We start from the raw sequence: 25,471 nt of genomic DNA on the forward strand, positions 1-25,471 counted from the left end.
TATGCCCGATCGACACCATAAAAAAGTCACGGAAAAGAATGCCAAACAAGATTCACGTCGTCGTGGCGGACGATCACGACTCCATTCGCGCGGGCGTCCGATCTCTGCTGCGCGACAAGCCGAATATCGAAATCGTCGGCGAAGCTGCCGACACCCGTGGTCTCGCGAAGCTGCTCGATGCCTGCGCATGCGACGTCGTCGTGTCGGACATCGGCATGCCGGGACTCGACGGAGACACCAGCGCGGTGCCGCTATTGCGCCGGCTGCTACGGCGCACGCCGCATCCCCACGTGGTCGTGCTGACCATGATTGGGCGCGCGCATGTGTTGGCCGGCTTGCGCAATATCGGCGTGACTGGAATCGTCGACAAGCGCGACGCCGTGGACGCATTGATCGACGCAATCGAAGCCGTTGCCGCCGGGGGCACCCATCTATCGGAACAGGTTCGGGCCGCACTCGCGACCGCGGAGCCTGCGCCGCCCCGGCGCGGCGGTGTGATGAGCGCACGCGAGTGGGAGGTGTTTCAACTCTATGTGCGAGGCCTCGCGGTGCACGAGATCGCCATACGTCTGCGGCGTAGCGACAAAACCATCAGCACGCAAAAACGCAGCGCGATGCGCAAGCTCGGACTGGAAACAGAAGCCGACCTGATCAACTACGCCACTCAGATTGGGCTGATATGAGGCGCAGCAACGGTCACAAATTCTTTCTCGATGGATTTGAGGTAGCCCTTATCAGACTTATCTGATTGCCGTGGCGTGGGGGGCACCCAATAATCCTGGCGCCCCTGTCATTGCGCGCCTTGCGCCGCAACTGCCAAGCGGCTGGCTCGTGATCCGATTACCAATGGATCAGGGGAATCCGGTGCAGACCTCTTCGCGCGATCGTTTGGCGTCTGTGCCTCATACTTGATGGACGGGATAGAGATGGTTGCGCTAGGCAAGCGATTGTGCAGCGAGGGTGTGGGTACGGCTTGGCTCGTGTTCGTCGGCTGCGGCAGTACGGTGCTGGACACCACAGGCGTGCTGCAGGGCACTGGCGCGTTGCAAATGTCGTTGGCGTTCGGTCTTGCGCTTGCTACCGGCAGCTATGCCTTCGGCAAGATTTCCGGCGCGCATTTCAATCCTGCCGTCACCATCGGCCTGACGATCGCGCAGCGCTTTCCCGTGCGTGATGTCTTGCCCTATATCGCTGCGCAAATCTGGGGCGCAATAGTCGCCGCGGCGCTGCTCGCCTACCTCGCCAGCGGCCGGCCAGGTTTCGAACTCTCCGCGAGTGAATTCGCGGCGAACGGCTTCGGCGCTCATTCGCCCGCCGACTATCCATTGCATAGGGCGCTCGTCGTGGAATGCGTGCTGTCGTTCGTGTTTGTCGGAGCATGCCTGCTGGTCGTCGTTCGAAAAGAGGTGGCAACGATTGCGCCATTCATCACCGGCGCATGTCTGATGCTCGTCTACCTGGTGTCCATTCCGATCACCAATGGAGCGGTCAATCCCGCACGCTCGACCGCGCAGGCGCTGTTCGTCGGCAACTGGGCGCTGGATCAGTTGTGGCTGTTCTGGGCCGCGCCGTTGGCCGGAGCAATCGCGGCTGGCGTGCTGTTTTCGTTTCTGGACGGCGGAGCCGATTCGTCTTCGGTGTCGTTGGTGGACGGGCAGGGTGACGTTTCGTGAGCGAGGGACGGTACTCACCACTTCCGGTCGATGCGGTGCTGACATTGGGGCTGCGGCGTTTGTTGCGGTGTCTTTGGCCGCGCTCGCCGCGCCACTCAATGACGCATTGGCTCGCGTTTTTTCTGCTGGCGGTTACGGATGCGGTCTGCATGGCCGGACCTGCCGGCGCTGCGTCACAGCCACCCGTAATTTCCGCAGTGGGAACGGGTTCTTCCGCGTCGTCATCCATTGCATTTCCTGCCAGATTGACGGTCGGCATTCTCGAAGGAGGCTGGGCGCCGTTCGACATTCCGCTGGGCGGCCGGCTCGCCGGCGTCAGCGGCGACCTGTTGCGCGCGCTCGTGGGGCCGAACGTCGTCATCGAGACGAAGAGCTTTCCCGACATGGCTAGGCTGGTCGCCGCGGCTTGCGCCGGCGAGGTCGACCTGCTGACGAGCATAGCGCGCACGCCGGAGCGCGAGCGCTGCCTCAGCTTTACGGCTCCTTACTTCCACTCGTTCGCCTCGGCCGTCGTGCGTCGCGACGACGCCCGGCATGTGAACCCCACCGACCTCGCTGGCGCGCGTATCGCGATCGAGCGCGGTTTTGCGCGTGAGCGTTTGTTGCGCGCAGGTTTTCCTCGCGCGAGTATCGTCTCGTTCGCGAGCACGCACGAAGCGCTGAACGCGCTACTGCATGGCGATGCAGACGTCTACTTCGGCTTCACGCCGGTCGTGCAATACGAACTGGCGACCGACGCGTATCGCAAGCTGCGCGTAGCGTTCGAGCAAGGCGGCAAAGCGCTCGACCTGCGCTTTGCCGTATCGCCTAGCCAGCCTGCTTTGCGCGATCAGCTGAACCGCGCGCTCGTGTCGATGAATCCCGCCGAGGCCGCCGCGATACGCGCGCGCTGGCTGTCCGGCAACTTCAACGCGGCGCCCGCGCCGCATGCACCACGTTTCACGTTGACGCCGGAAGAGAAGAACTGGCTGCGTTCGCTGCCGCCGTTGCAGGTCGGCTTCGACAACGACTGGGCGCCGTTCAGCTATGTTGATTCCGCAGGCCGCCCCGTCGGCCTGACCGCCGATTACCTCACGTACCTGAGCAGCACGCTCGGTGTCGTGTTCAACCGCGCGCGCATGGCCGACTGGGCCGCCGCCGTCGAGGCGTTCCAGCGTGGCGACCTCGCGATGCTGTCCTCCACATCGAGTCGCGCCGCGCTCCTGGTAGGCGCCGACCATAGCCGTGTGTACGAGAGCGATCCGCTGGTGATCGTCGGGCGGAGCGGCGCGCCGCCCCCGTGCTCGTTCGACGACATCACGTCGTGCCGCGTCGTGATGTCGCCGCACGTGGCCGGCTCGGTGCCGCTCGCGTTGGAAGCGGTGCCGGTCGATCACATCGTCGTCGCGGCGAGCCTGGGCGAGGCGCTGCGCATGGTCGCGAGCGGCGAGGCCGACGTGCTGGTCGGCAACGCGGCCGCGATCAACGTGCAACTGCGGCAGCACTACGTCGGCGCGCTCAGGGTGCTCGACTCGCTCGGCGAATCCGACTCGTTGTATTTTGCTGTGCGCGAGGATCTGAGCCCGCTCGTCAAGCTGATCGATCGCGCGTTGCAGGCGATGCCGGCAGCCGAAAAGCAGCGCATCCGGCGCAAGTGGGTGAGTCCCGCCGCGCCGGACAACGCCGTATGGAGCGTGACTGCGGTGCGGCTGCTGCCGGTGCTGATCGGCATCGGCGTCGTGCTGCTGGTCACGTTGCGCGCGTACGTGCTGCTGCAACGCGAAGTCCGGCTACGCAAGCAGACCGAGCGCGAACTCGCACTGCAATTGAACTTCCAGGAAACGATGATGAAGACGGTGCCGTATCCGCTCATCGCGAAAGGCCTGGACGGACGGTACATCGCGATCAACGAGGCCTATGAGAAAGCGTGCGGGCTGGAGCGCAAGGACGTGCTCGGGCGCACGACGACCGAGGTCGGCACATGGGGCGACGCAAACAGCCGCGTGCTCGACGACATCACGGGCGAGATCCTGCGCGGCGGCGGCATCGCGAAAGTCGAACTCCAGTTCGAGGACGGCGCTGGCGAGGCGCGGCATGGGATTTTCTGGACGAGCGTCTGCGAGGCCAGCGATGGGCATCCGGCGTACGTGCTTGGCACGATGGTCGACATCACCGACATCCGGCGCGCTGAAATGCGCGCGAGCGAAACCGAACGGCGCCTGTTCGACGTCACGCGCTCGTTGCCCGCCGTCGTGTTCCAGTTGCGGCGCTCGCCGTCCGGCGCGTATTCCTTCCCGTACATCGGCGGCGACACGCGGCATCTGCTCGGCGAGGGTGATTGGCATGGGGGGGCACGGGTCGATTTCCAACGAGTGTCGGAGCTGGATCGGCCGCGCGTTCTCGCCGAGCTCGAGCGTTCCGCGAGCTGCGCCTCCCCAGTGCATATGGAGTTCCGCCTGGAAAACGCCGGTCAACTAAAGTGGGTGCGGGCCGAGCTGGTGCCGCGGCGAGAAGCCGATGGCAGCGTCGTTTGGAGCGGCTATTGGGTCGATGCGAGCGTCGAGCGCGCGCGTTCGGAGGAACTCGCGCGGGCACGCGATGTGGCCGAGGCGGCCTCGCGCGCGAAGGACGACTTCTTCGCGATGATGAGCCACGAAATCCGCACCCCGATGAACGGTGTGCTCGGTCTCGTCGAAGTGCTCGAGCGCACGCCGCTCAGTACCGATCAGAGCGAAATGCTCGGCATGATCCAGGAGTCGGCGGGCGCGCTGCTGCAGATTCTCGATGATCTGCTCGATTATTCGAAGATCGAGGCGGGGCGGCTCACGCTCGAAGCCGAGCCGATCGATCTGCGCGAACTCGTCGATAACGCGGTCGGCCTGCTCGCGGGGCGCGCCCACGAAAAAGGGCTGAAAGTGCGCGTCGACATCGCGACCGACGCCGCCGCGACGCTCCGCGGCGACAGCGTGCGTCTGCGCCAGATTCTGTTCAATCTGCTTGGCAATGCGATCAAGTTCACGCCGAAGGGCGAGGTGGGTGTTAGCGTGGCGGTCGTCCAGGATCGCGCGGACTCGCAGACGTTGGAGCTGACCGTTGAGGACACCGGCATCGGCATCGCGCCGGACGTGCAGGCGGGCCTGTTCGAGCCGTTCGTGCAGGCTGAGTCGTCCACCACGCGGCGCTTCGGCGGCACGGGCCTTGGGCTGACGATCTGCCGCAAGCTGATCGACCTGATGAACGGCACGCTCGCGCTGCGCAGCGAACCGGGCCACGGCACGAGGATGACGGTGCGGCTGACGATGCCGATCGTCGAGCAGCGTTATTCGATCAACGGTCTGCGCGGCAAACGCGCCGTCGTGATCACGCGAGATCCGCGCATCGGCCGCGTTCTCGCACACTTCGGCGAGGCGCTCGGGCTCGAACTGCGCAGCCTCTCGGCCGCTGCGGCGACGCAGGGCAAAAGCGACGTGCTGAGCCGCGCGGATCTGCTGTTCGTCGGCGAGGACGTCACGTTGCCCGTACAGATCGGCGCAAATGCGCGTGTCGTCACGCTGACCGAAAAGCCGATGCCGACGGGTTACCGCATCCTCGACGACAAGGTGCGCGTGAGTATCAATCCGATTTCGTGGCGCGGCCTCGGCGCCGCATGCGCGGCCGCGACGACGGGCCTGTCGTCGATGTCCCCGATGGTACCGCGAGCGCCAGGCGTGCCGTTCTCGACCGATGGCGTCGCGCCGCCGCCGGATCGTGAACGCGCGATCGCGAGCGGGCGACTGATTCTTGTCGCGGAAGATCACCCAGTCAATCAGGAGTTGATCCGCCATCAACTCGCCCTGCTGGGGTTCGCGTGCGACGTCGCGAACGACGGCGCCGAAGCGCTTCTCGCGCTCGAGCGCACGAGCTATGGCTGCCTGATCACGGACTGTCACATGCCGAACCTGTCCGGTTACGAACTAACTCGCCGTATCCGCGAAGCGGAGGCACTGCGCGGCGGCGCGCAGCGTCTGCCGATACTCGGCATCACGGCCAACACCGCGCCCGACGACCTGAGGCTGTGCCGCGAAGCCGGCATGGACGACAGTCTGATCAAGCCGACTCGGCTCGCCACGTTGCGCGACTACCTGAGCCGCTGGTTTGGCACCGACACCGTTCGGCACCCCGCGCCGGCAGAAACATGCGGTCGCGAATCGTCTGCGCCGGCCGGCGAGCGGCAGATCACGCAGCGCGTCGGTGTCGAACCGTACGTGCCCATCGAACTAGCACACATGACGCAGTTATGGGGAAGCGAGTCGACGGTCAAGGCGTTGCTCGGTTCATTCATCTCGTCGATGCGCGAAGACTTCAACGCGCTTGCGACGTTACTCGAACGCGCGGACACGGGGCGGGTGCCCGAGTGGCTGCATCGGGTGATGGGGGCGGCCAGCGTGCTGCGGTATCAGCCACTCGTACACGCGCTCGAAGCCTATCGTCGCGACATTGTCGCGAAGTCGCCCGAGCAGTTGCGTAACGAGGGGCATGCGCTAATCCGCCAATGCGAGGCGATGCTCGATGGCATCGAACAGCAGGCTGCATTGCTCGCCTAGCGGGCGGCGGGCGGTGACCTCGCGCGAATACGCGGCCGATTCAAACGGCCGCGACCAAAATCGGGACAAAAAAAACGCGGCCGAAGCCGCGTTAAAGATTTGGAGACATCCTTCGATGAAGGAGTCACTTCTCGCAAATCGAAGCATACCAGGAACAGCGTCATTTATTCATTACAAATCGCGCAATTAACTTTTCGATTAAATCGATTAAAACGATTTCGCACTACGTTTTTGCCGGTATTTTAGGCATATCGTGACGAACGCCTGCGCGCATTGCGCACCTTGCCCATCAGGCCTTCGGTTTTAATCACAGTCCGGTTCGAATTAAAGCGGCCCGCGCAAGCCACCATCCCAACCTCACCGGCTCCAAATGATTTGCACTAGTATGTGGAAGCTCCGCACGGCCGACACGGGTGCCGCGGCGGCGCGTCAATGTCCGGAGAAGACCATGATTTCGCTGCGAAAATTGAATCTGGCCGTGGTGGTATGGGCGCTTGCGTCGGGCGCTGCGTTCGCGGATACGGTTGCGCTGAAGGCGAATCTCCAGCCCTCGAGCGAAGTGCCGCCGCGCGTGAGTCACGGGCACGGCATGCTGAATGCGACCTTCGACACGTCCACCCAATCGCTGCAGTGGACTGTTACTTACGAAGGCTTGAGCAGTCCGGTCACCGCCGCGAATTTCCACGGTCCCGCGCCGGTTGGCCAGAACGCGAAGGTCCAGGTGCCGATCGAGAAGAATGGCCTCGCGAGTCCGATCAAAGGCACGGCGAAGCTGACCGAGCAGCAGGTCACGGATCTGATGGCGGGGCAGTGGTACTTCAATGTTCATACCGCGCAGAATCCGACGGGCGAAATTCGCGGGCAGGTGTTGCCGGCGAACTAGGCGTGGGCCTCGCGTGGGCCGAGCGCGCGTGCCGCGGCCAAAAGCAGCTTCACACCGTTAGAACCCGCCAACCAACGGCGTCCCCGCCACCGCCCGTACCATGACGGGACTTCAACGAAGGAGCATGTCCCGATGAGCTGGCAAAGCGCGCTCGCTTGCTGGTATTTGCGCAAGCAGTTCCGGCCCGAAACCCTCAAACCGTCGATCAACGTCGAGCGGGCGCGCGCGCTGACCTCGAAGCGCGTGTGGTCGCCACGCGTGCCGCGCGGCTGGCATCTTCGCGAAACGTATGGCGCGGGCGAGGCGCCGCTCGTCGGCGAATGGCTGGAACGCGTGGACGGTGGCACGGCCGGCGGCGCGGAGCCGACGGTGCTGTATTGCCACGGCGGAGGCTACTACTTCTGCTCGCCGCGCACGCATCGGTCGCTAACGTTCGCTCTCGCTACCCGCGCAGACGCGCGGCTCTTCTCCCTCGACTACCGCCTCGCGCCCGAGCATCGCTTTCCGGCCGCGCTTGACGACGCCACCGCCGCCTATCGACAGCTGCTCGCGATGGGCATCGCACCGAGCTCGATCGTGGTCGCCGGCGACTCGGCCGGCGGCGGCCTCGCGCTCGCCACGCTGGTCGCGCTGCGCGACGCCGGCGCACCGATGCCCGCTGGCGGCCTGCTGTTCTCGCCGTGGACCGATCTGGCGACGACCGGCGCGAGCCTGCGCACCAACGACAGCGTCGATCCGATGTTCTGTGGCGCCTCGATCGAGCGCGCGGCCAAGATCTATCTCGGCGACGCGCCGGCCACGCATCCGTACGCGTCGCCGGTCTACGCGGACCTGCGCGGTCTGCCGCCGCTGTTCTTGCAGGTGGGCAGCACCGAGGTGCTGCTCGACGACGCGCGCCGCGTCGCCGACAACGCGCATGCGGCAGGAGTCGATTGCGAATGCGAGGTGTGGAAAAACCTGCCGCACGTGTGGCCGATGTTCGCGCCGTTCATGCCGGAGGCGAACCGCGCGCTCGATCGCGCGGCCGCGTTCGTGCGACGCGCGACGAGCCGCGCCGCGAACAGGGCTCAGGCGTCGAGCGTGACGTCGAGCGTCCGATAGACGGCTTCGATCGTTTGCTGGCCGTATTGCCGCTCGAGCCGCCGCACGGTGAAGTGCCCGTGCGCGACCTGCTGGAAGTGATCGATAAACACGGTGTTGACCATCGCGCCGAGCACCGCGCCGATCGCGGGAATCGATTTGGCAGCGATCTGTTCGCTGACCTGCACCGAAAAGCGCGCGGCGATCGCGTTGAGCAGCCGCAGCAGCGCCGCCGAGCCGTGGGTCGTGAAGCCCTTGCTGGCCACCTCGGACGACGCCTTCGACACCGCCTGCGCTAGCGCGCCGCGCATGAAGAAGTAGCCGAGGTCGGCGTCGGCGTCCTCGCTCGATGTACCACCCATGCCGAGCACGGTCAGGCATTGCAGCTGCGTGTCGACCGAGGTCAGGTCCTCGCCCTCGCTGCGCGCGATGTCGCAGATCGAGCGGAACATCAGCGTAGTCGTGACCGGCAGCTCGACTGGCAGCGCGATCAATCCAAACGCCCCGCCGGCCGCGCCGGTGGTCGCGACCGCGAACTTGTGCAGCAGGTTGTTCGGCTTGTCGGGCGCGAGAAGCCTGGCGTCCTCGCGCCGGCCGAGCGTGCGTAGCGCGATCGACAGACATTTGCGCAACGCGGCCTGCGTCGCATCGGACACTTTTTGGTTGGCGAACGCCGGGATGCGCGATAGCAGCTTCTCGATCGGCGCGCCGACGACGCTCGCGAGCTTCATCGTGAGCGCGGGGCTTTCGAGCTGGTGTTTCGCGCGCCGCAGCGCGGCGAGATCCTGCTCCGATAAGGATGGTGCTGCGAGCGAACTCGGCTGCATGGGCCTCCCCGGCATGTCGTGTCTTGGGTACCTGGAGTCAGTCTACCGCGTTGCAAGACGCGTTCCGTCCGCTTGGCGCGTCGCACCATGGTATGATCCCCAATCTTTTGACACGTCAACTTTTGCTCCATCAAAAATGGCTGTCCATACCGCCGCCCACCATTCGAGTGGGCAAGTCTTACCGTTTCGCGAATCCCTGCTGGCCATGCTCGGCATCTCGTTCGTCACGATGCTGGTCGCGCTCGACCAGACCGTGGTCGGCACCGCGCTGCCCACCATCGTGTCCGAACTCCGAGGCTTCGAGTTGTACGCATGGGTCGCAACCTCGTATCTGCTGACCTCGGTGATCACCGTGCCGATTTTCGGGCGGCTTGGCGATTATTACGGGCGCAAGCCGTTCGTGATTGCGTCGATCGTCGTGTTCACCGGCGCCTCGGTGCTGTGCGGCGCGGCCAACAGCATGCTGTTTCTCGTGCTCGCGCGCGGGTTGCAGGGCATTGGCGGCGGCATGCTCGTCGGCACCGCGTTCGCATGCATTCCCGATCTGTTCCCCGATTCCGTCGTGCGGCTGCGCTGGCAGGTGCTGATGAGCTCGGCGTTCGGCATCGCCAATGCGATCGGCCCGTCGCTCGGCGGTTTCCTCACGCAGTACTACGGCTGGCGCTCGGTGTTCTATGTGAATTTGCCGGTCGGGCTGCTGTCGCTGTTTTTCGTCTGGCGTTTCCTGCCGCATCTGCGGCACGTCGAACATACCGGCAAGATGCGGCTCGACTGGCCCGGCGCGCTGCTGATCGCGATCGCGCTCGGCTCACTGCAGCTGTTCGTCGAATTGCTGCCGAAGCACGGCGTCACGCTGAGCGCGTTCGCGCTGCTCGGGCTCGCCGTCGCGTCGGCCGTCACGCTGTGGAAATGGGAAAAGCGCTGCCCGACCGCGATCCTGCCCGTCGACATGTTCCGCAACCGCAGTCTGGCCGCGCTGTTCACGCTGGCCGTGCTCGGCGGCTTCACGATGTTCTCGCTGCTGTTCTACGCACCGCTGCTGTTCCAGGGCGGCTTCGGCATGTCGCCGAAAGAGGCGGGCCTCGTGATCACGCCGCTCGTCGTGTTCATCACGATCGGCAGTATCGCGAACGGGCGCGTCGTGTCGCGGGTGAAGAATCCGAACCTGATGCTGTACATCGGCTTTGCGATGGTCGCGCTGTCATGCCTTGGCATCGTCGTCGCGACCCGTTCGATGCAGCAATGGGTGCTGATGTCGTTCATGGTCGTCGGCGGCCTCGGGCTCGGCTTCGTGATGCCGAACCTGACGATCTTCGCGCAGCAGACCGCGGGCCGCGAACACCTCGGCATCGCGACCGCGCTGCTGCAGTCGCTGCGGATGATCGGTGGCATGATCGGCACGGCGCTGACCGGCACGCTCGTGACCCACATGTACAAGAGCGGTGTGCGCAATGCGCTCGAAGGCGCGGGCGCGTCGCACTGGTTCGCCGATCTCGGCGATCCGCAGATCCTGATCAACCGCGATGCGCAGACCACGCTCGTCGACCAGTTGACCCACGCTGGCCACAACGGCGCGATGTTGCTCGAAAGTGCGCGCGAGGCGCTGGTCGGGGCGATTCATCTGGGTCTCGCGATGGCCGCGGTGATCGCCGTCGTGTCGGTGTGGCAAACCCGCCGCGTGCCGCCGATCAAGCTGCAGCGCAAGCTCGAGCCGGTGATTCACGCAGACTGATTTTTGAACTTGGTGTTGGACAGGCAGATTATGGAAGAACAGGACCGCGTCGCCGTCATGCAGCAATTTGGTCGCACGTATCGGGCGTTCATGTCGGCATTCGAGGCCCAGGTGGGGCATCCGTTGCCACGCTGGCGCATTCTGCTCGCGCTGCGCGAGCAGGCTGGCGAGTCGTCGCAGAAGCGGCTCGTCGAGCGGTTGCGCGTCGATCCTGGCGCGCTCACGCGACAGCTGAAGGCGCTCGAAGGGTTGGGCTGGATCGCGCGCAGCATGGATACGCGTGATAACCGCGTGACCAACGTGCGCCTGACCGAAGCGGGCCACGCCGCGACCGAAGCGAGCCTGCCGCGTCGCAACGCGTTCTTGCACGACACCATGGCCGGGTTGCCGGATCAGGCGCTCGCGGCGTTGTCGAGCGCGCTGAAAATGTTGGAGACGCGCATCGGCGAGGTGACGGCCAACGCCGGCGCCGCGACCGTGGCCGCCGCGCCGCAGGAGACCGCTGGCGACGAGGCGGCGCAGCGCATGTGATTTTTAGTCCGCGCGTGGCGATAAAAAAGGCTGTGAGCCCAGGGGCGCACAGCCTTTTTCTTTAGCGGAACAGATCGCGCTTCAGTCAGCGCGGCGTGGTCCGATCAGAAGAACGTCTCGATCACTTCCTTCACGCGATACTGCGGATCGACGACCAGCACCTGCTTCCACTTGTCGAACGTCAGGCACGGATGCGAGATGTCGAACGCGATCATGTCGCCCACTTTCAGATCGGCGCCGGCGGGAATCCGCAGATACGCGTGCTGATCCATCAGACCGAAGATCTCCCAGCCCTCGCTCGCGGCGATGTCGCGCGGCGCTTGCTGGCCCGGGCGATAGTGGCGCGCCGGCTCCGGCATGCCTGCGTCGAACGCGGAGTCGCGTTTGCCGAGGCCCATGATCGCGCGATCCGGCTCGGGAATGGACTGCACGTACGCCCACAATTGCAGCGCCGGCAGCAAGCCTTCGCCCATTTTCTTCGCGACCGGATTGCGCTTGAAGATGTCGGTCTGCGCCTTGCGATAGATGCCGACGTCATGCGTCAGGTAGCAGCCGGGACGCAGCACGACCTCGACCTTGCCGGATTGCGTCGCCTGCGCGAACTCTTCGGCGACCACGTCGTACCACGCCGATCCCGCGCCCGATAGCACCGCCGGCGAGCGCGCGAAACGCCCCTGCTCGACAAGTTCGCGAGTGACCGCAACCGCGCCTTGCAGGAACGCGCGCACTTCGGGTTCTTCCTTCAGCACGCCTTCGTACAGTTCGACCCCAGCGAGCTTCAGCACGTCTGGATAGCGCGCGATCGCGTCGAGCACCGCGTTGCGCTGCGCTTCGTCGCGCACGCCGGTGCGTCCACCCGGCACGCCGAGTTCGAGCAGCACCTGCAGCGGCTTCTTCACCGAGGTGAAGAATTCGCCGAGTTGCTCGACGCCTTCAGCCGAATCGACGAGGCAGAAAAATTCGAAATCCGGATCGCTGAGCAATTCGGCGATCATCATCATGTTGTGACGGCCGACCAGCTGATTCGCCATCAGGATGCGCGAGACGCCGCCGTGGTACGCCGCGCGCACCTGATGAGCGGTGGCGAGCGTGATGCCCCACGCACCGGTTTCGAGCTGACGGCGAAACAGTTGCGGCGCCATCGTGGTCTTGCCGTGAGGCGCGAGCTTGACGCCGTATTCGGCAACGAACGCCTGCATCCACTTCAGGTTGTGCTCGACGCGATCGGCGTACAGCACGGCGGCCGGCAGGCTGACGTCCTCGGCGAGCAGGTTCCACTCGAGGCGCGCGGCGTCCGTCAGCTGGATGCTCGTGCCCGGAACCATGCCCAAGCCCTTGCTATAAGGATCAATCGTCGCGCCCTGATAGTTTGTAACTTTCATGTCTCCGTGCTCCATCGTCCGGGTAAATTGAGTTGGATTTGACTTTACCATGTTATCGAAAGTACGATGTCTGAACGAATGTTATTTAGTACCATGGGTTTCGAAGGCCGCCGGAAAGGGCCGCGAAAGCCGTGCCGCGAACCCCACCGCCTGCCATGAACCGTAGCGCCGAACCGCTCGCTTTCGACATCGTCGCGCGCATTGCCGAGTGCGCGCCGGAGTTGCGCTCGGCCGAACGCAAGGTCGCCGCGCTGATCCTCGACGATCTGACCGGCGCGTCGCGCGCGAGCATCGGCGCGCTGGCACAGCAGGCCGAGGTCAGCATCGCGACCGTCACGCGCTTCGCGAAGGCGGTCGGCTGCCGCGACGTGCGCGAACTCAAGCTGCGGCTCGCGCAGGCGGCCGCGGTCGGTCAGCGGTTTCTCGAGCGCGACACCGCAAGCGACGCACCCGAGCCGATCGCCACGCGCGTCTTCGACGAGCTGCAAACGGCGCTCGCGCACAATCATCAACTGCTGCGCCAGGCGCCGCTCGCCGAAGCGGCGGCCGCGCTGCGCGATGCGCGCATGATCTACGTGTTCGGCATGGGCGGCGGCTCGACCGCGCTCGCTGACGAAATGCGTTTCAGGCTCGTGCGCCTCGGCCGCCCGGTCGCGACCTATCAGGACGGGCTGTTGCAGCGCATGGTGGCGAGCACGGTGTCGCGCGAGTGCGTCGTGATCGCGCTGTCCACCACGGGGCGCGTGCCCGAGATGGTCGAGAACTGCAAGATCGCGCGCAGCTACGGTGCGACGGTGGTCGCGCTGACGGCGCCCGCGTCGCCGCTGGCGAAGCTCGCCAACTGGCTGATCCCGATCGTCGCGTTCGAAACCGATTTCATTTACAAGCCGTCGTCGTCCCGTTACGCGATGATGATGGCGCTCGATGTGCTCGTCACCGAACTTGCCGTCAGTCAGGGCGACGAAAGCCGCGAATTGCTGCGCCGCATGAAGCACGCGCTCGACGCGCACCGCGGCGGCGGCGATCGACAACCGTTAGGAGACTGATCCATGCATTCGCATCCCGAAGCCGCCGACACGCTGATCTTCGGCGCGCAACTGTACGACGGCACGGGCGCGCCGCCCGTCGAGCGCGACGTGGCAATCCGCGACGGCCGCATCGCCGCGATCGGCAATCTGTCGAACTGGCTCGCCGAAGAGGTGATCGAGGCCGAGGGGCGCGCGCTCGCGCCGGGCTTTATCGACGTGCACACGCACGACGACACGCATGTGATCCGCTCGCCGCAGATGCTGCCGAAGATCACCCAGGGCGTGACGACGGTGATCGTCGGCAATTGCGGGATCAGCGCGTCGCCGGTATCGCTGAAGGGCGATCCGCCCGATCCGATGAACCTGCTCGGCGAGCGCGACGCGTTCCAGTACCCGACCTTCGCCGACTATGTGAACGCGGTGAACGCCGCGCGGCCGGCGGTAAACGTCGGCGCGCTGATCGGCCACACGGCGTTGCGCAACAACCAGATGGACCGGCTCGATCGCGCGGCGACTGCCGAGGAAATCGAGCGCATGTGCGCGCAGCTCGAGGAAGCGCTCGCGCACGGCGCGCTCGGTCTCAGCTCGGGGCTCGCATACGGTTCGGCGTTCGCCGCGCCGACCGAGGAAGTGATGGCGCTCGCCGAGCCGCTCGCGGCCGCGGGCGCGCTGTACACGACCCATATGCGCACCGAGTTCGACGCGATTCTCGACGCGATGGACGAGGCCTACCGCGTCGGTCGTCATGCGCGTGTGCCGGTCGTGATCTCGCATCTGAAGTGCGCGGGGCCGTCGAACTGGGGGCGCAGCGTCGAGGTGCTGAAGTCGCTCGAAGGCGCGCGCGGCGGGCAGCCGGTCGGTTGCGACTGCTATCCGTACAACCGCAGCTCGTCGACGCTCGATCTGAAGCAGGTGACAGGCGACATCGACATCACGATCACGTGGTCCGAGCCGCATCCGGAAATGGCGGGCAAGCTGATCAAGGAAATCGCGGCCGAATGGGGCGTCTCGCAGCAGGAGGCGGGCAAGCGCCTGCAGCCGGCCGGCGCGGTCTATCACAACATGTCCGAAGACGACGTGCGGCGCATCCTGTCGCATCCGGCGACGATGGTCGGTTCCGACGGCCTGCCGAACGATCCGCTGCCGCATCCGCGGCTGTGGGGCGCGTTTCCGCGCGTGCTCGGCCACTATGCGCGCGATGCCGCTTTGCTGCCGCTCGAGGAAGCGGTGCGCAAGATGACGAGCCTGTCCGCGCGCCGCTTCGGACTCGCGCAACGCGGCGAAGTGCATATCGGCTATCACGCCGACCTCGTGCTGTTCGATCCGGCGAAAGTGCATGACGTGGCGACGTTCGACAAGCCCCAGCAGCCCGCTGCCGGCATCGATGCGGTGTGGGTCAACGGCGTGCTGTCGTATCGCGATGGCGCGGTGACGGGCGAGCGGGCTGGCCGGTTCGTCACGCGCGGTGCGCCGTCGAAGGGCGATGCGCAGGGCGCGTTCTGATTTTTTATCGATTGATGGCGGCACGCGCGGCGAGGGCGCCGCGCGTGCCCGACTTTTTAAGGAGTGTGACGATGAAGCGATATGGCGTGGAAGGCGGAAAGGGAACGGGCGGTCAGGTGATGCCGTTCGCGCGCGCGGTCGAGGCGGACGGCTGGCTGTTCGTGTCGGGCCAGACGCCGATGGAAAACGGCGAAGTGATCAACGGCGGCATCGTCGAGCAATCGCACAAGGCGATCCAGAACGTGTTCGCGATCCTGAAGGAAGCGGGCTATGGCGCCGAGCACGTCGTGCGTTGCGGCGTGTGGCTCGACGATCCGCGCGACTTCGCGTCGTTCAACAAGGTGTTTCGCGAGTATTTTGGCGAGAATCCGCCGGCGCGCGCGTGCGTGGTGTCGTCGATGGTGATCGACTGCAAGGTCGAGGTGGATTGCGTCGCGTATAAGAAGCCGGCGGCCTGATCGCTTTGATGGCTTTCATGTGACGAGGGCGCCGCAGGTCGTGATGGCCTGCGGCGCCCTCGTCGCGTTTACCGCTGTTTTTTGTGTTGGAGTTACTGCCGCGCGAGCCGCATGTTGTCCGGCATCGGCAGGTTGTAGTTGGTGCGGAACGGGTTGATGTCGAGCCCGCCGCGACGCGTGTAGCGCGCATACACGGCGAGCTTCAGCGGTTTGCACATCTTCATGATGTCGACGAAGATTCGCTCGACGCATTGCTCATGAAACCCGGTGTGATTGCGGTACGAGATGATGTATCGCAAGAGGCCCGCGTGATCGATCTGCGGGCCGGCGTAGTGGATCTGCACGCTGCCCCAGTCCGGCTGACCGGTCACCGGGCAGTTCGACTTCAGCAGGTTCGAGAACAGCGTTTCCTCGACCGGCGCTTCGTCGCGCGCCGCGCTCAAAAGTGACGCGTCCGGCTGATAGACGCTCGCCTCGAGTTCGAGCCGGTCGAGCGACAGACCGGCGAATTCTTCCATTTTCAGCTTGCCGAATTCGTGCGGTGTGCTCAGATGTACCGACACGGTCGCGCCGCACGACGCGGACACGTCGCGCCTGATCGTGTCGCGCACGCTCTCGGCCGAGTCGAACGCAGTCTGCGCGAACGAGCCCAGATACAGCTTGAACGATTTCGACTCGACGATGTTCGGCGAGTCGGCCGGCACGAAGAACGTCGCGACGGCGATCTGCGGCTTGCCGCGCGCGTTCAGCCACGACAGCTCGTAGGCGTTCCAGATGTCGGTGCCGAAAAACGGCAGTCGCGCGGTAATGCCGATCGCCTCGCGCGCATGGCTGCGCGCAATCGGAAATAGCAGCGTCGGATCGTATTGTTCGGTGTAAGTCGAGGACTTGCCGAGCGGGGATTGTTCGGGTGTCATGATGCGTTCACGATGCCACTCAGCACGTGCCCGGTCGCGGTTACGACGCGGGCCGATTCGCAGTGGCCGATCTGGTCGTCGAAGAAAAAGTCGGGCTCGAACTCGCGCAGAAATGCGCTTTTGTCGAGGCCGCCGAGGAACATCGCTTCGTCGATTTCGATGTTCCATGCCATCAGGGTGCGGATCGCGCGCTCATGCGCGGGAGCCGAGCGCGCCGTCACCAGCGCCGTGCGAATGCGCATCGGCGCGGCCGCGTCCGCGAGTTTTTGCAGCCGGTGGAGTGCTTCGAGCAGCGGCTTGAGCGGACCGTCCGCGAGCGGCAGATGCTTGTTGTCGATCTCGTGACCGACGAACGCGCGCAGGCCGTCTTGCTGGAAGATGCGTTCCGCTTCGTCGGAAAACAAGACCGCATCGCCGTCGAACGCAATGCGGATTTCGTCCGGGTATTTGCTCGCCATTTTCGCCGATTCCGGCAACACGCGTGCGGCTGGGAAGCCAGCGGCGAGCGCATCGCGCACGTCGTGCTGATTCGCCGACAAAAACAGCGAAGCGTTCAGCGGCTTCAGATAACCGAACGGCGCGCGGCCGCGCGTGAACACGCCGCGCTCGATCGCGAGCCCGTGTTCGCGGCAGGAATGAAACGCGCGCAGACCGCTGATCGGATCGCTGCGCGACAGGATCACCACTTCGACGCGATGACCGCCGGCGTTCAGCGCAAGCAGCTTGCGGATCAGCGGAAACGCGACGCCCGGTTTCGCGGGCACGTTCAGACGCTCGCGCTGCAACGCTTCGTAAGCCTTCAGGTCGCCGGCCTCGTAGACACGGTTCTCTTCCTCGAAGTCGAACAGCGCGCGCGACGAGATTGCGACCACCAGTTTGTCGACGAGCGAAAGCGCCATCGTTGCGTTCCGGTTCGAAGAGATCAGGCGAGGAAGAGACGATAGACCGGATTCTTCGTCTCTTCCCAGCACGGATAGCCGAGCGTTTCGATGAAGCGCTCGAACGCCGCGTGGTCGCTTCCGGGCACCTGAATGCCGACCAGAATCGAGCTGTAGTCCGCGCCCTGGTTGCGGTAGTGGAACAGGCTGATGTTCCAGTTCGGCGCCATCGACGACAGGAATTTCATCAGCGCGCCCGGACGTTCCGGAAACTCGAAGCGAAACAGTCGTTCGTCGCGCGCGAGCGGCGAGCGGCCGCCGACCATGTAGCGGATGTGCTGCTTCGACAGTTCGTCGAAGGTCAGGTCGACGGTGGCAAAACCGTGCGCTTCGAAGGCGCCGGCGATCTGCGCCGATTCGCTGCGATTGCGGATCTGCACGCCGACGAAAATATGCGCCGAGTTCGCGTCGGCGATCCGGTAGTTGAACTCGGTGACGCTGCGCGTGCCGAGCAGCTCGCAGAAGCGCCTGAAGCTGCCGCGCTCTTCGGGGATCGTCACCGCGAAGACCGCTTCGCGCGCTTCGCCCACTTCCGCGCGTTCGGCGACGAAGCGCATGCGGTCGAAGTTCATGTTCGCGCCCGACGTGATCGCGATCAGCGTCTGGTTCTCGATGCCTTCCCGTTCGGCATACTGCTTGGCGCCGGCCACCGCGAGCGAGCCCGCCGGTTCGAGCACGCTGCGCGTGTCCTGGAACACGTCCTTGATCGCGGCGCACAGCGCATCGGTGTTCACGAGCAGTACTTCGTCGAGATATTCGCGGCACAAACGGAAGGTCTCTTCGCCGACGAGCTTCACCGCGGTGCCGTCGGAGAACAGGCCCACTTCGTTCAGCGTCACGCGCTCGCCCGCCTGCAACGACGCGGCCATCGCGCACGAATCATCGGTCTGCACGCCGATCACCTTGATCTCGGGGCGCACCGATTTCACGTATGCGGCGACACCGGCCGCGAGACCGCCGCCCCCGATCGGCACGAAGATCGCGTGAATCGGCCCTTGGTGCTGGCTGAGGATTTCCATCGCGACGGTGCCCTGGCCGGCGATCACGTACGGATCGTCGAACGGATGCACGAAGGTCAGGCCGCGCTCTTCCTGCAGCTTGACCGCGTGACCATAGGCGTCGCTATACGACTCACCGAACTGCACGATCTCGACGGTCGGCCCGCCATGCGTGCGGATCGCGTCGACCTTGAGCTGCGGCGTCGTCACCGGCACGACGATGATCGCCTTCACGCCCATGCGTGCCGCCGATAACGCCACGCCCTGCGCATGATTGCCCGCCGACGCGGTGATCACGCCGCGACTGAGCGCCTCGGCCGGAATATGCGCCATCTTGTTGTATGCGCCGCGCAGCTTGAACGAGAACACCGGCTGGTTGTCCTCGCGCTTCAGATAGACCGGGTTGCACAGCCGCGCCGACAGGTTCGGCGCGCGTTCGAGTTCGGTCTCGCGCGCCACGTCGTAGACGCGCGCGGTCAGGGTCTTTTTCAGGTAGTCGTGGGAAGCCATGCGGGTGGCGCGGTGCGCTGTGTAAAACGGGAAGACGTCAATGATAGCGCCAACGGTGCCCGCTCTGGCCGTTCAGCGCGCTCCGCGGACGGGTGCCGTGCACTTAACCGGGCCGTATCGGAATTGCGCGATCGAAGCTCGCCCAACCGTCCGGCTGGTCAATGGACGGTATGCGAAAACGCCGCCGGATCCATCGCCAAATCCTCCGAATCCCCGCCGCCGCCCGATTCCCACCGTCAACGCGTGGCGGAATGATGCGGTAGAATTTCGTTTTGGAATAAGGATCGGAAGATGCACTGGCAGCCTCGGATCGCCCATTTAATGCCCGTCCCGCGCGAATCCTGCCCCGCGGCGGAACGGCATGTCCGCCACGCGCGATCGTGTAGCTGTCTCTGAGTGCCGCGAAGCGACCGCCGTGAGTTGGCCGCCGGTCGTGCTCGCTCCCCTTGAAGCCCTAGAAGATTTCAAGCATTGCGCCCCACGCGCATTGTCCGCCGACGCCTCGTGACGAGTGCGCCAGGCTGACCTACCGAGTCGTCCAACCATGAACGCACCTCAAGTTTTCGATCCGCACGGCGCCGCCGGCGCGGTGGCCGCCGATCCCGAAGCGCGTCTGCGCGAAATTCCCTACAACTACACGTCGTTCTCCGACCGCGAAATCGTCATCCGCCTGCTCGGCAACGAAGCCTGGGACGCACTCGCCGAACTGCGCGCCGAACGCCGCACCGGCCGCTCGGCGCGCATGCTGTACGAAGTGCTCGGCGATATCTGGGTGGTGCGCCGCAATCCGTATCTGCAGGACGACCTGCTCGACAACCCGAAGCGCCGCGCGCTGTTGATCGAGGCGCTCAATCACCGTCTCGCCGAAATCGAGAAGCGCCGCCGCGCCGATCTGCGCGAACACGGCGACGAAGCCGGCGTCGATCGCGCCGCGCGCGTCGAAAAGCTGGTGCAGGCCGCGCGCCGCGCGATCGACCAATTCGCCAGCGAATTCCAGCAGACCTACGACCTGCGCCGCCGTTCTACGCGCGTGCTCGGCAAGGTCACGCAGAAGGACAACATCAAGTTCGACGGCCTGTCGCGCGTCTCGCACGTGACCGACGCGACCGACTGGCGCGTCGAATACCCGTTCGTCGTGCTGACGCCGGACTCCGAGGCCGAAATCGCCGGCATGATCAAGGCCTGCTTCGAACTCGGCCTGACCGTGATTCCGCGCGGCGGCGGCACCGGCTACACGGGCGGCGCGGTGCCGCTCACGCCGTTCTCGGCCGTCATCAACACCGAAAAGCTCGAACAGCTCGGCCCGGTCGAAATGACCCAGCTGCCGGGCGTCGATCGCAAGGTCGCGACGATTTTCTCGGGCGCGGGCGTCGTCACGCGCCGCGTGACCGAAGCGGCCGAGCAGGCCGGCTTCGTGTTCGCGGTCGACCCGACCTCGCTCGACGCGTCCTGCGTCGGCGGCAACGTCGCGATGAACGCGGGTGGCAAGAAGGCGGTGCTGTGGGGCACGGCGCTCGACAACCTCGCGTGGTGGCGCATGGTCGACCCGGAAGGGAACTGGCTCGAAGTCACGCGTCTCGAGCACAACATGGGCAAGATCCACGACATCGAAGTCGCGCGTTTCGAGCTCAAATGGTTCGACGGCAACTACGCGCCGGGCGAGAAGCTGCTGCGCACCGAAGCGCTGGACATCAAGGGCCGCGTGTTCCGCAAGGAAGGCCTCGGCAAGGACGTCACCGACAAATTCCTCGCCGGTCTGCCGGGCGTGCAGAAGGAAGGCTGCGACGGCCTCATCACGTCCGCGCGCTGGGTGCTGCACAAGATGCCTGCGCATACGCGCACCGTCTGTCTCGAGTTCTTCGGCCAGGCGCGCGAGGCGATTCCGAGCATCGTCGAAATCAAGGACTACCTGTTCGAGACGTCGCGCCAGGGCGGCGCGATTCTCGCGGGTCTCGAGCATCTTGACGAGCGCTATCTGCGCGCGGTCGGCTATGCGACCAAGAGCAAACGCAACGCGTTTCCGAAGATGGTGCTGATCGGCGATATCGTCGGTAACGACGCGGACGCGGTCGCGCAGGCCACCTCGGAAGTCGTGCGCATGGCCAACGGCAAGAGCGGCGAAGGTTTCGTCGCCGTCAGCGCCGAGGCCCGCAAGCGCTTCTGGCTCGATCGCAGCCGTACGGCCGCGATCGCAAAGCACACCAACGCGTTCAAGATCAACGAAGACGTCGTGATTCCGCTCGACCGCATGGGCGAATACACGGACGGCATCGAGCGCATCAACATCGAGCTGTCGCTGAAGAACAAGCTGCAACTGGTCGACGCGCTCGAAGCGTTCTTCAAGGGCGGCAAGCTGCCGCTCGGCAAGAGCGACGACGCGAACGAAATCCCGAGCGCCGAGCTGCTCGAAGACCGCGTGCAGCAGGCGCTCGATCTACTCGCGCGTGTGCGCACGCGCTGGGAATTCGTGCGCGGCAAGCTCGACCTGTCGCTGCGCGAGGCGCAGCACTACCTGGTCGGCCTCGGCTACGAGTCGCTCGCCGAAAAGTTCGCCGACCGCGTCGACGCGCAACTCGACGCAACCGTATTCCACCTCGCGCAGGACCGCACGATTCGCGTGTCGTGGAAGCAGGAAATCCGCGCCGAATTGCGGCAGATTTTCAACGGCGGCGAGTTCAAGCCGATCCTCGACGAAGCCCAGGCGATCCACAAGCAGGTGCTGCGCGGGCGCGTGTTCGTCGCGCTGCACATGCACGCGGGCGACGGCAACGTCCACACGAACCTGCCGGTCAACTCCGATAACTACGAGATGCTGCAGGACGCGCACACGGCGGTCGCGCGCATCATGAAGCTCGCGCGTTCGCTCGACGGTGTGATCTCCGGCGAGCACGGCATCGGCATCACGAAGCTCGAATTCCTGACCGACGACGAGATCGGCGAATTCCGCAAGTACAAGCAGCGCGTCGATCCGCATGGCCGCTTCAACGCGGGCAAGCTGCTCGAAGGCGCGGACCTGCGCAACGCGTACACGCCGAGCTTCGGCCTGATGGGCTACGAATCGCTGATCATGCAGCAGTCCGATATCGGCGCGATTTCCGAGTCGATCAAGGACTGCCTGCGCTGCGGCAAGTGCAAGCCGGTCTGCGCGACCCACGTGCCGCGCGCGAACCTGCTGTACAGCCCGCGCAACAAGATTCTCGCCACGTCCTTGCTGGTCGAGGCATTCCTGTACGAAGAGCAGACGCGCCGCGGCGTGTCGATCAAGCACTGGGACGAGTTCAACGACGTCGCCGATCACTGCACTGTCTGCCACAAGTGCGTGACGCCGTGCCCGGTGAAGATCGACTTCGGCGACGTGTCGATGAACATGCGCAACCTGTTGCGCAAGATGGGCAAGAAGAAGTTCAACCCGGGCAACGCCGCGGGCATGTTTTTCCTGAACGCGACCAACCCGCAGACCATCAACCTCGCGCGCACCGCGATGATGGGCGTCGGCTACAAGGCGCAGCGCCTCGGCAATGAAGTGCTGAAGAAGTTCGCGAAGAAGCAGACCGCGCATCCGCCCGCCACGGTCGGCAAGCCGGTGATCACGCAGCAGGTGATCCACTTCATGAACAAGAAGATGCCGGGCAACCTGCCGAAGAAGACCGCGCGCGCCTTGCTCGATATCGAGGACAACAAGATCGTCCCGATCATCCGCAATCCGAAGACGACCACCGCCGACACCGAAGCGGTGTTCTACTTCCCGGGCTGCGGCTCCGAGCGGCTGTTCTCGCAGGTTGGTCTCGCGACCCAGGCAATGCTGTGGGAGGCGGGCGTGCAGACCGTGCTGCCGCCGGGCTACCTGTGCTGTGGCTATCCGCAGCGCGGCTCGGGCCAGTACGACAAAGCCGAGCAGATCGTCACCGACAACCGCGTGCTGTTCCACCGCGTCGCCAATACGCTGAACTACCTCGACATCAAGACGGTGGTGGTGTCGTGCGGCACGTGCTACGACCAGCTCGCCGGTTACGAATTCGAAAAGATCTTCCCGGGCTGCCGGATCATCGACATCCACGAGTATCTGCTGGAAAAAGGCATCAAGCTCGATGGCGTGAACGGCGTGCGCTACATGTACCACGACCCGTGCCATTCGCCGATCAAGACGATGGACCCGGTCAAGCTCGTCAATCAGTTGATGGGTTCGGAGCAGGACGGCTACAAGATCGAGAAGAACGACCGCTGCTGCGGCGAATCGGGCACGCTCGCGGTCACGCGTCCCGACATCTCGACCCAGGTGCGCTTCCGCAAGGAAGAAGAAATCCGCAAGGGCGCGGCGAAGCTGCGCGGCATCCCTCTCGTCGCCGAAGCGGGCGCGAACGCGATCAATCCGGCCAATGCATCGGCCGGCGCCGCGGGCGCGCCGAACGGTTCGGTGCTGAAGGCCGGCGACGGTCCGCAGCCCAATCACGGAAACGCGGGTTCGACCGACGTCAAGATCCTCACGAGTTGCCCGTCGTGCCTGCAAGGGCTGTCGCGCTACAACGAAGACGCGGGTACCGAGGCGGACTACATCGTGGTCGAGATGGCACGTCACGTGCTCGGCGAAAACTGGATGGCGGACTACGTTCAACGGGCGAACAATGGCGGAATCGAGCGCGTGCTGGTTTAATGGCACGACCAACGATTTTTGCCGAGGACGACGATGGACTGCGTTTTTTGCCGTGAAGACGGCGGCCATGTGCTGTGGCAGGACGACGCGCTGCGAGTCGTCCTCGCCGACGAACAAGACTACCCGGGCTTTTGCCGGGTCATCTGGAACGCTCACGTCGCCGAGTTTTCGGATCTTTCTGCCGACGAGCGCGATCACGTGATGAAGGCCGTGTACGCGGTCGAGCGTGCGCAGCGGCGCGTGATGCAGCCCGCGAAGGTCAATCTCGCGAGCCTCGGCAACCAGGTGCCGCACGTGCACTGGCACGTGATTCCGCGTTTCTCGAACGACGCGCATTTCCCCCTGCCGATCTGGGCGCCGCGCCAGCGCACGGTGTCCGAAGCGATGTTGTCGTCGCGCCGCGCGCACGCCACGCTGCTGCGCGAAGCCGTGCGGCAGGAAATTGAACAGGCGCTGGGCTGAGCGTCGCTGAACCCGTCGCCGCGCATCGCCGGACTGCCGTCGGCGTGCGAGGCGGCCGATCCGACGTTATCACCCGCCGTTATCTGATGAGGCCAACATGAGCGGATTGACTCCCGAGACGCCGGTGCCGACAGGCGTGATCTTGCATTCGAAGTCGCGCGTGCTCGAACTGCAGTACGCGAACGGCGAAGCGTATCGGCTACCGTTCGAACTGCTGCGCGTGTATTCGCCGTCGGCGGAAGTGATGGGCCACGGGCCCGGCCAGGAAACCCTGCAGACCGGCAAGCGCGACGTGACGATCACGATGATCGAAGGCGTCGGCAATTACGCGCTGCAGCCGACCTTCTCCGATGGACACGCCACCGGTATCTACTCGTGGGACCTGCTGTATGACATGGCCGTGCGTCAGGATGAACTCTGGCGCGCGTATCTCGCCAAACTGGCAGCGGCCGGCATCGACCGCGACACGCCGATGGTGCCCGCCGCGGCTGCGCACGGGCACTGTCACTGATACGATTCGCCCCCGAACGCCGCTCGAGCGGCGCAACATTCAAGAACACGCGAAAGGACGAGCGCGATGAGCAAAACCCACTTCGGCTTTCAATCGGTCGACGAACAGGACAAGGCGCAGAAGGTGGCGGGGGTGTTCCACTCGGTGGCCGCCAACTACGACCTGATGAACGACCTGATGTCGGGCGGATTGCACCGGGCGTGGAAGGTGTTCACGATCGCCCAGGCGAACGTGCGGCCGGGCTACAAGGTGCTCGACATCGCGGGCGGCACGGGCGACCTGTCGAAAGCATTCGCGAAACAGGCGGGCGAAACGGGCGAGGTCTGGCATACCGACATCAATGAATCGATGCTGCGCGTGGGCCGCGACCGGCTGCTCGACAAGGGCATCATCACGCCGGCGCTGCTGTGCGATGCCGAGAAAATCCCGTTTCCGGACAACTACTTCGACGTCGTGACGGTCGCGTTCGGCTTGCGCAACATGACACATAAGGACATCGCGCTCGCCGAGATGCGTCGTGTGCTGAAACCGGCCGGGCGGCTGCTCGTGCTCGAGTTCTCGAAGGTATGGGATCCGCTGAAGAAGGTCTACGATCTGTATTCGTTCAAGGTGTTGCCGTGGCTCGGCGAGCGCTTCGCCAAGGACGCGGAAAGCTACCAGTACCTGGCGGAATCGATCCGCATGCATCCGGACCAGGAAACTTTGAAAACTATGATGGAACAAGCTGGTCTCGACGGCGTCAAATATTACAATTTGTCAGCTGGCGTGGTAGCTTTGCATGTGGGGACCAAATACTAGAGTCCCTAACCCATCGATTTTTAAAGG

General features: G+C 64.8%; 19 protein-coding genes. 14 read left to right on the forward strand and 5 right to left on the reverse strand.

Annotated features, from left to right (window positions below; translation table 11 throughout):
* The first annotated feature begins 38 nt into the window (after positions 1–38).
* The 5 genes from OKW27_RS30970 (at position 39) to OKW27_RS30990 (ending at position 8,219) form a co-directional block, all read left to right on the forward strand.
* Positions 39–683, forward strand: coding sequence for a response regulator (locus OKW27_RS30970; protein WP_429335717.1), 645 nt, complete (start codon positions 39–41; stop codon positions 681–683).
* Between the two features lie 243 nt (positions 684–926).
* Entirely contained in the window at positions 927–1,673 is a 747-nt protein-coding gene (aqpZ, locus tag OKW27_RS30975) for an aquaporin Z (RefSeq protein WP_429335718.1), read from the forward strand.
* A 149-nt stretch (positions 1,674–1,822) separates the two neighbouring features.
* Positions 1,823–6,235, forward strand: a complete 4,413-nt coding sequence (locus OKW27_RS30980) for an ATP-binding protein (protein WP_429335719.1) — start codon at positions 1,823–1,825, stop codon at positions 6,233–6,235.
* Between the two features lie 448 nt (positions 6,236–6,683).
* Positions 6,684–7,118, forward strand: a complete 435-nt coding sequence (locus OKW27_RS30985) for a CHRD domain-containing protein (RefSeq protein WP_429335720.1) — start codon at positions 6,684–6,686, stop codon at positions 7,116–7,118.
* Between the two features lie 132 nt (positions 7,119–7,250).
* Complete coding sequence (locus OKW27_RS30990; protein ID WP_429335721.1) at positions 7,251–8,219, forward strand: alpha/beta hydrolase; 969 nt, start codon at positions 7,251–7,253, stop codon at positions 8,217–8,219.
* On the opposite strand, the gene OKW27_RS30995 is transcribed toward OKW27_RS30990, so the two are convergent.
* Positions 8,186–9,025 carry an EcsC family protein gene (locus tag OKW27_RS30995; protein WP_429335722.1) on the reverse strand — a complete coding sequence of 280 codons (840 nt, stop codon included), beginning with the start codon at positions 9,023–9,025 and terminating at the stop codon, positions 8,186–8,188. The two genes, OKW27_RS30990 and OKW27_RS30995, sit on opposite strands and share 34 nt — an antisense overlap.
* Positions 9,026–9,161: 136 nt before the next feature.
* Between OKW27_RS30995 and OKW27_RS31000 the strand changes: the two genes are divergently transcribed.
* Positions 9,162–10,757 carry an MDR family MFS transporter gene (locus OKW27_RS31000; RefSeq protein WP_429335723.1) on the forward strand — a complete coding sequence of 532 codons (1,596 nt, stop codon included), beginning with the start codon at positions 9,162–9,164 and terminating at the stop codon, positions 10,755–10,757.
* A gap of 30 nt (positions 10,758–10,787) precedes the next feature.
* On the forward strand, positions 10,788–11,288 hold the full coding sequence (locus tag OKW27_RS31005) for a MarR family winged helix-turn-helix transcriptional regulator (protein WP_429335724.1): 501 nt from the start codon (positions 10,788–10,790) through the stop codon (positions 11,286–11,288).
* A gap of 104 nt (positions 11,289–11,392) precedes the next feature.
* Here the strand turns inward: OKW27_RS31005 and OKW27_RS31010 are convergent, their stop codons facing one another.
* Complete coding sequence (locus tag OKW27_RS31010; protein WP_429335725.1) at positions 11,393–12,670, reverse strand: amino acid deaminase; 1,278 nt, start codon at positions 12,668–12,670, stop codon at positions 11,393–11,395.
* Between the two features lie 155 nt (positions 12,671–12,825).
* Between OKW27_RS31010 and OKW27_RS31015 the strand changes: the two genes are divergently transcribed.
* The 3 genes from OKW27_RS31015 to OKW27_RS31025 all read left to right on the forward strand — a co-directional run bounded on the left by OKW27_RS31015 (position 12,826) and on the right by OKW27_RS31025 (position 15,659).
* Positions 12,826–13,716: a MurR/RpiR family transcriptional regulator gene (locus tag OKW27_RS31015; protein ID WP_090802984.1), complete on the forward strand. Its 891-nt coding sequence runs from the start codon at positions 12,826–12,828 to the stop codon at positions 13,714–13,716.
* Between the two features lie 3 nt (positions 13,717–13,719).
* Positions 13,720–15,201 (forward strand): N-acyl-D-amino-acid deacylase family protein, encoded by a 1,482-nt coding sequence (locus OKW27_RS31020; RefSeq protein WP_429335726.1) that lies wholly within the window; start codon positions 13,720–13,722, stop codon positions 15,199–15,201.
* 71 nt (positions 15,202–15,272) lie between these two features.
* A complete protein-coding gene (locus OKW27_RS31025) occupies positions 15,273–15,659 on the forward strand; it encodes a RidA family protein (RefSeq protein ID WP_008923846.1) in 387 nt (128 codons plus the stop codon).
* Positions 15,660–15,751: 92 nt separating this feature from the next.
* Here the strand turns inward: OKW27_RS31025 and queF are convergent, their stop codons facing one another.
* Genes queF through ilvA form a run of 3 tightly spaced genes read right to left on the reverse strand, consistent with a single transcriptional unit; the run spans position 15,752 to position 19,064 of the window.
* Positions 15,752–16,576: an NADPH-dependent 7-cyano-7-deazaguanine reductase QueF gene (queF, locus tag OKW27_RS31030; RefSeq protein ID WP_184053835.1), complete on the reverse strand. Its 825-nt coding sequence runs from the start codon at positions 16,574–16,576 to the stop codon at positions 15,752–15,754.
* Positions 16,573–17,475 (reverse strand): 5'-nucleotidase, encoded by a 903-nt coding sequence (locus OKW27_RS31035; protein ID WP_184062437.1) that lies wholly within the window; start codon positions 17,473–17,475, stop codon positions 16,573–16,575. Before OKW27_RS31035 ends, queF begins: the two co-directional genes overlap by 4 nt.
* Positions 17,476–17,498: 23 nt before the next feature.
* The gene (gene ilvA, locus OKW27_RS31040) at positions 17,499–19,064 is read right to left on the reverse strand and encodes a threonine ammonia-lyase, biosynthetic (RefSeq protein ID WP_409340028.1); all 1,566 of its coding nucleotides are present in this window, start codon (positions 19,062–19,064) and stop codon (positions 17,499–17,501) included.
* Positions 19,065–19,566: 502 nt separating this feature from the next.
* On the opposite strand from ilvA, the gene OKW27_RS31045 reads away from it, so the two are divergent.
* The 4 genes from OKW27_RS31045 to ubiE all read left to right on the forward strand — a co-directional run bounded on the left by OKW27_RS31045 (position 19,567) and on the right by ubiE (position 25,444).
* On the forward strand, positions 19,567–23,673 hold the full coding sequence (locus tag OKW27_RS31045; protein ID WP_429335727.1) for a DUF3683 domain-containing protein: 4,107 nt from the start codon (positions 19,567–19,569) through the stop codon (positions 23,671–23,673).
* Between the two features lie 33 nt (positions 23,674–23,706).
* Positions 23,707–24,135, forward strand: a complete 429-nt coding sequence (locus OKW27_RS31050; RefSeq protein WP_184062416.1) for an HIT family protein — start codon at positions 23,707–23,709, stop codon at positions 24,133–24,135.
* A gap of 97 nt (positions 24,136–24,232) precedes the next feature.
* On the forward strand, positions 24,233–24,646 hold the full coding sequence (locus OKW27_RS31055; RefSeq protein WP_018419393.1) for a gamma-butyrobetaine hydroxylase-like domain-containing protein: 414 nt from the start codon (positions 24,233–24,235) through the stop codon (positions 24,644–24,646).
* A gap of 66 nt (positions 24,647–24,712) precedes the next feature.
* On the forward strand, positions 24,713–25,444 hold the full coding sequence (gene ubiE / locus OKW27_RS31060; RefSeq protein ID WP_090802995.1) for a bifunctional demethylmenaquinone methyltransferase/2-methoxy-6-polyprenyl-1,4-benzoquinol methylase UbiE: 732 nt from the start codon (positions 24,713–24,715) through the stop codon (positions 25,442–25,444).
* Positions 25,445–25,471 lie beyond the last annotated feature (27 nt).

Source organism: Paraburkholderia sp. 35.1 (assembly GCF_050436525.1).
Classification (GTDB): domain Bacteria; phylum Pseudomonadota; class Gammaproteobacteria; order Burkholderiales; family Burkholderiaceae; genus Paraburkholderia; species Paraburkholderia tuberum.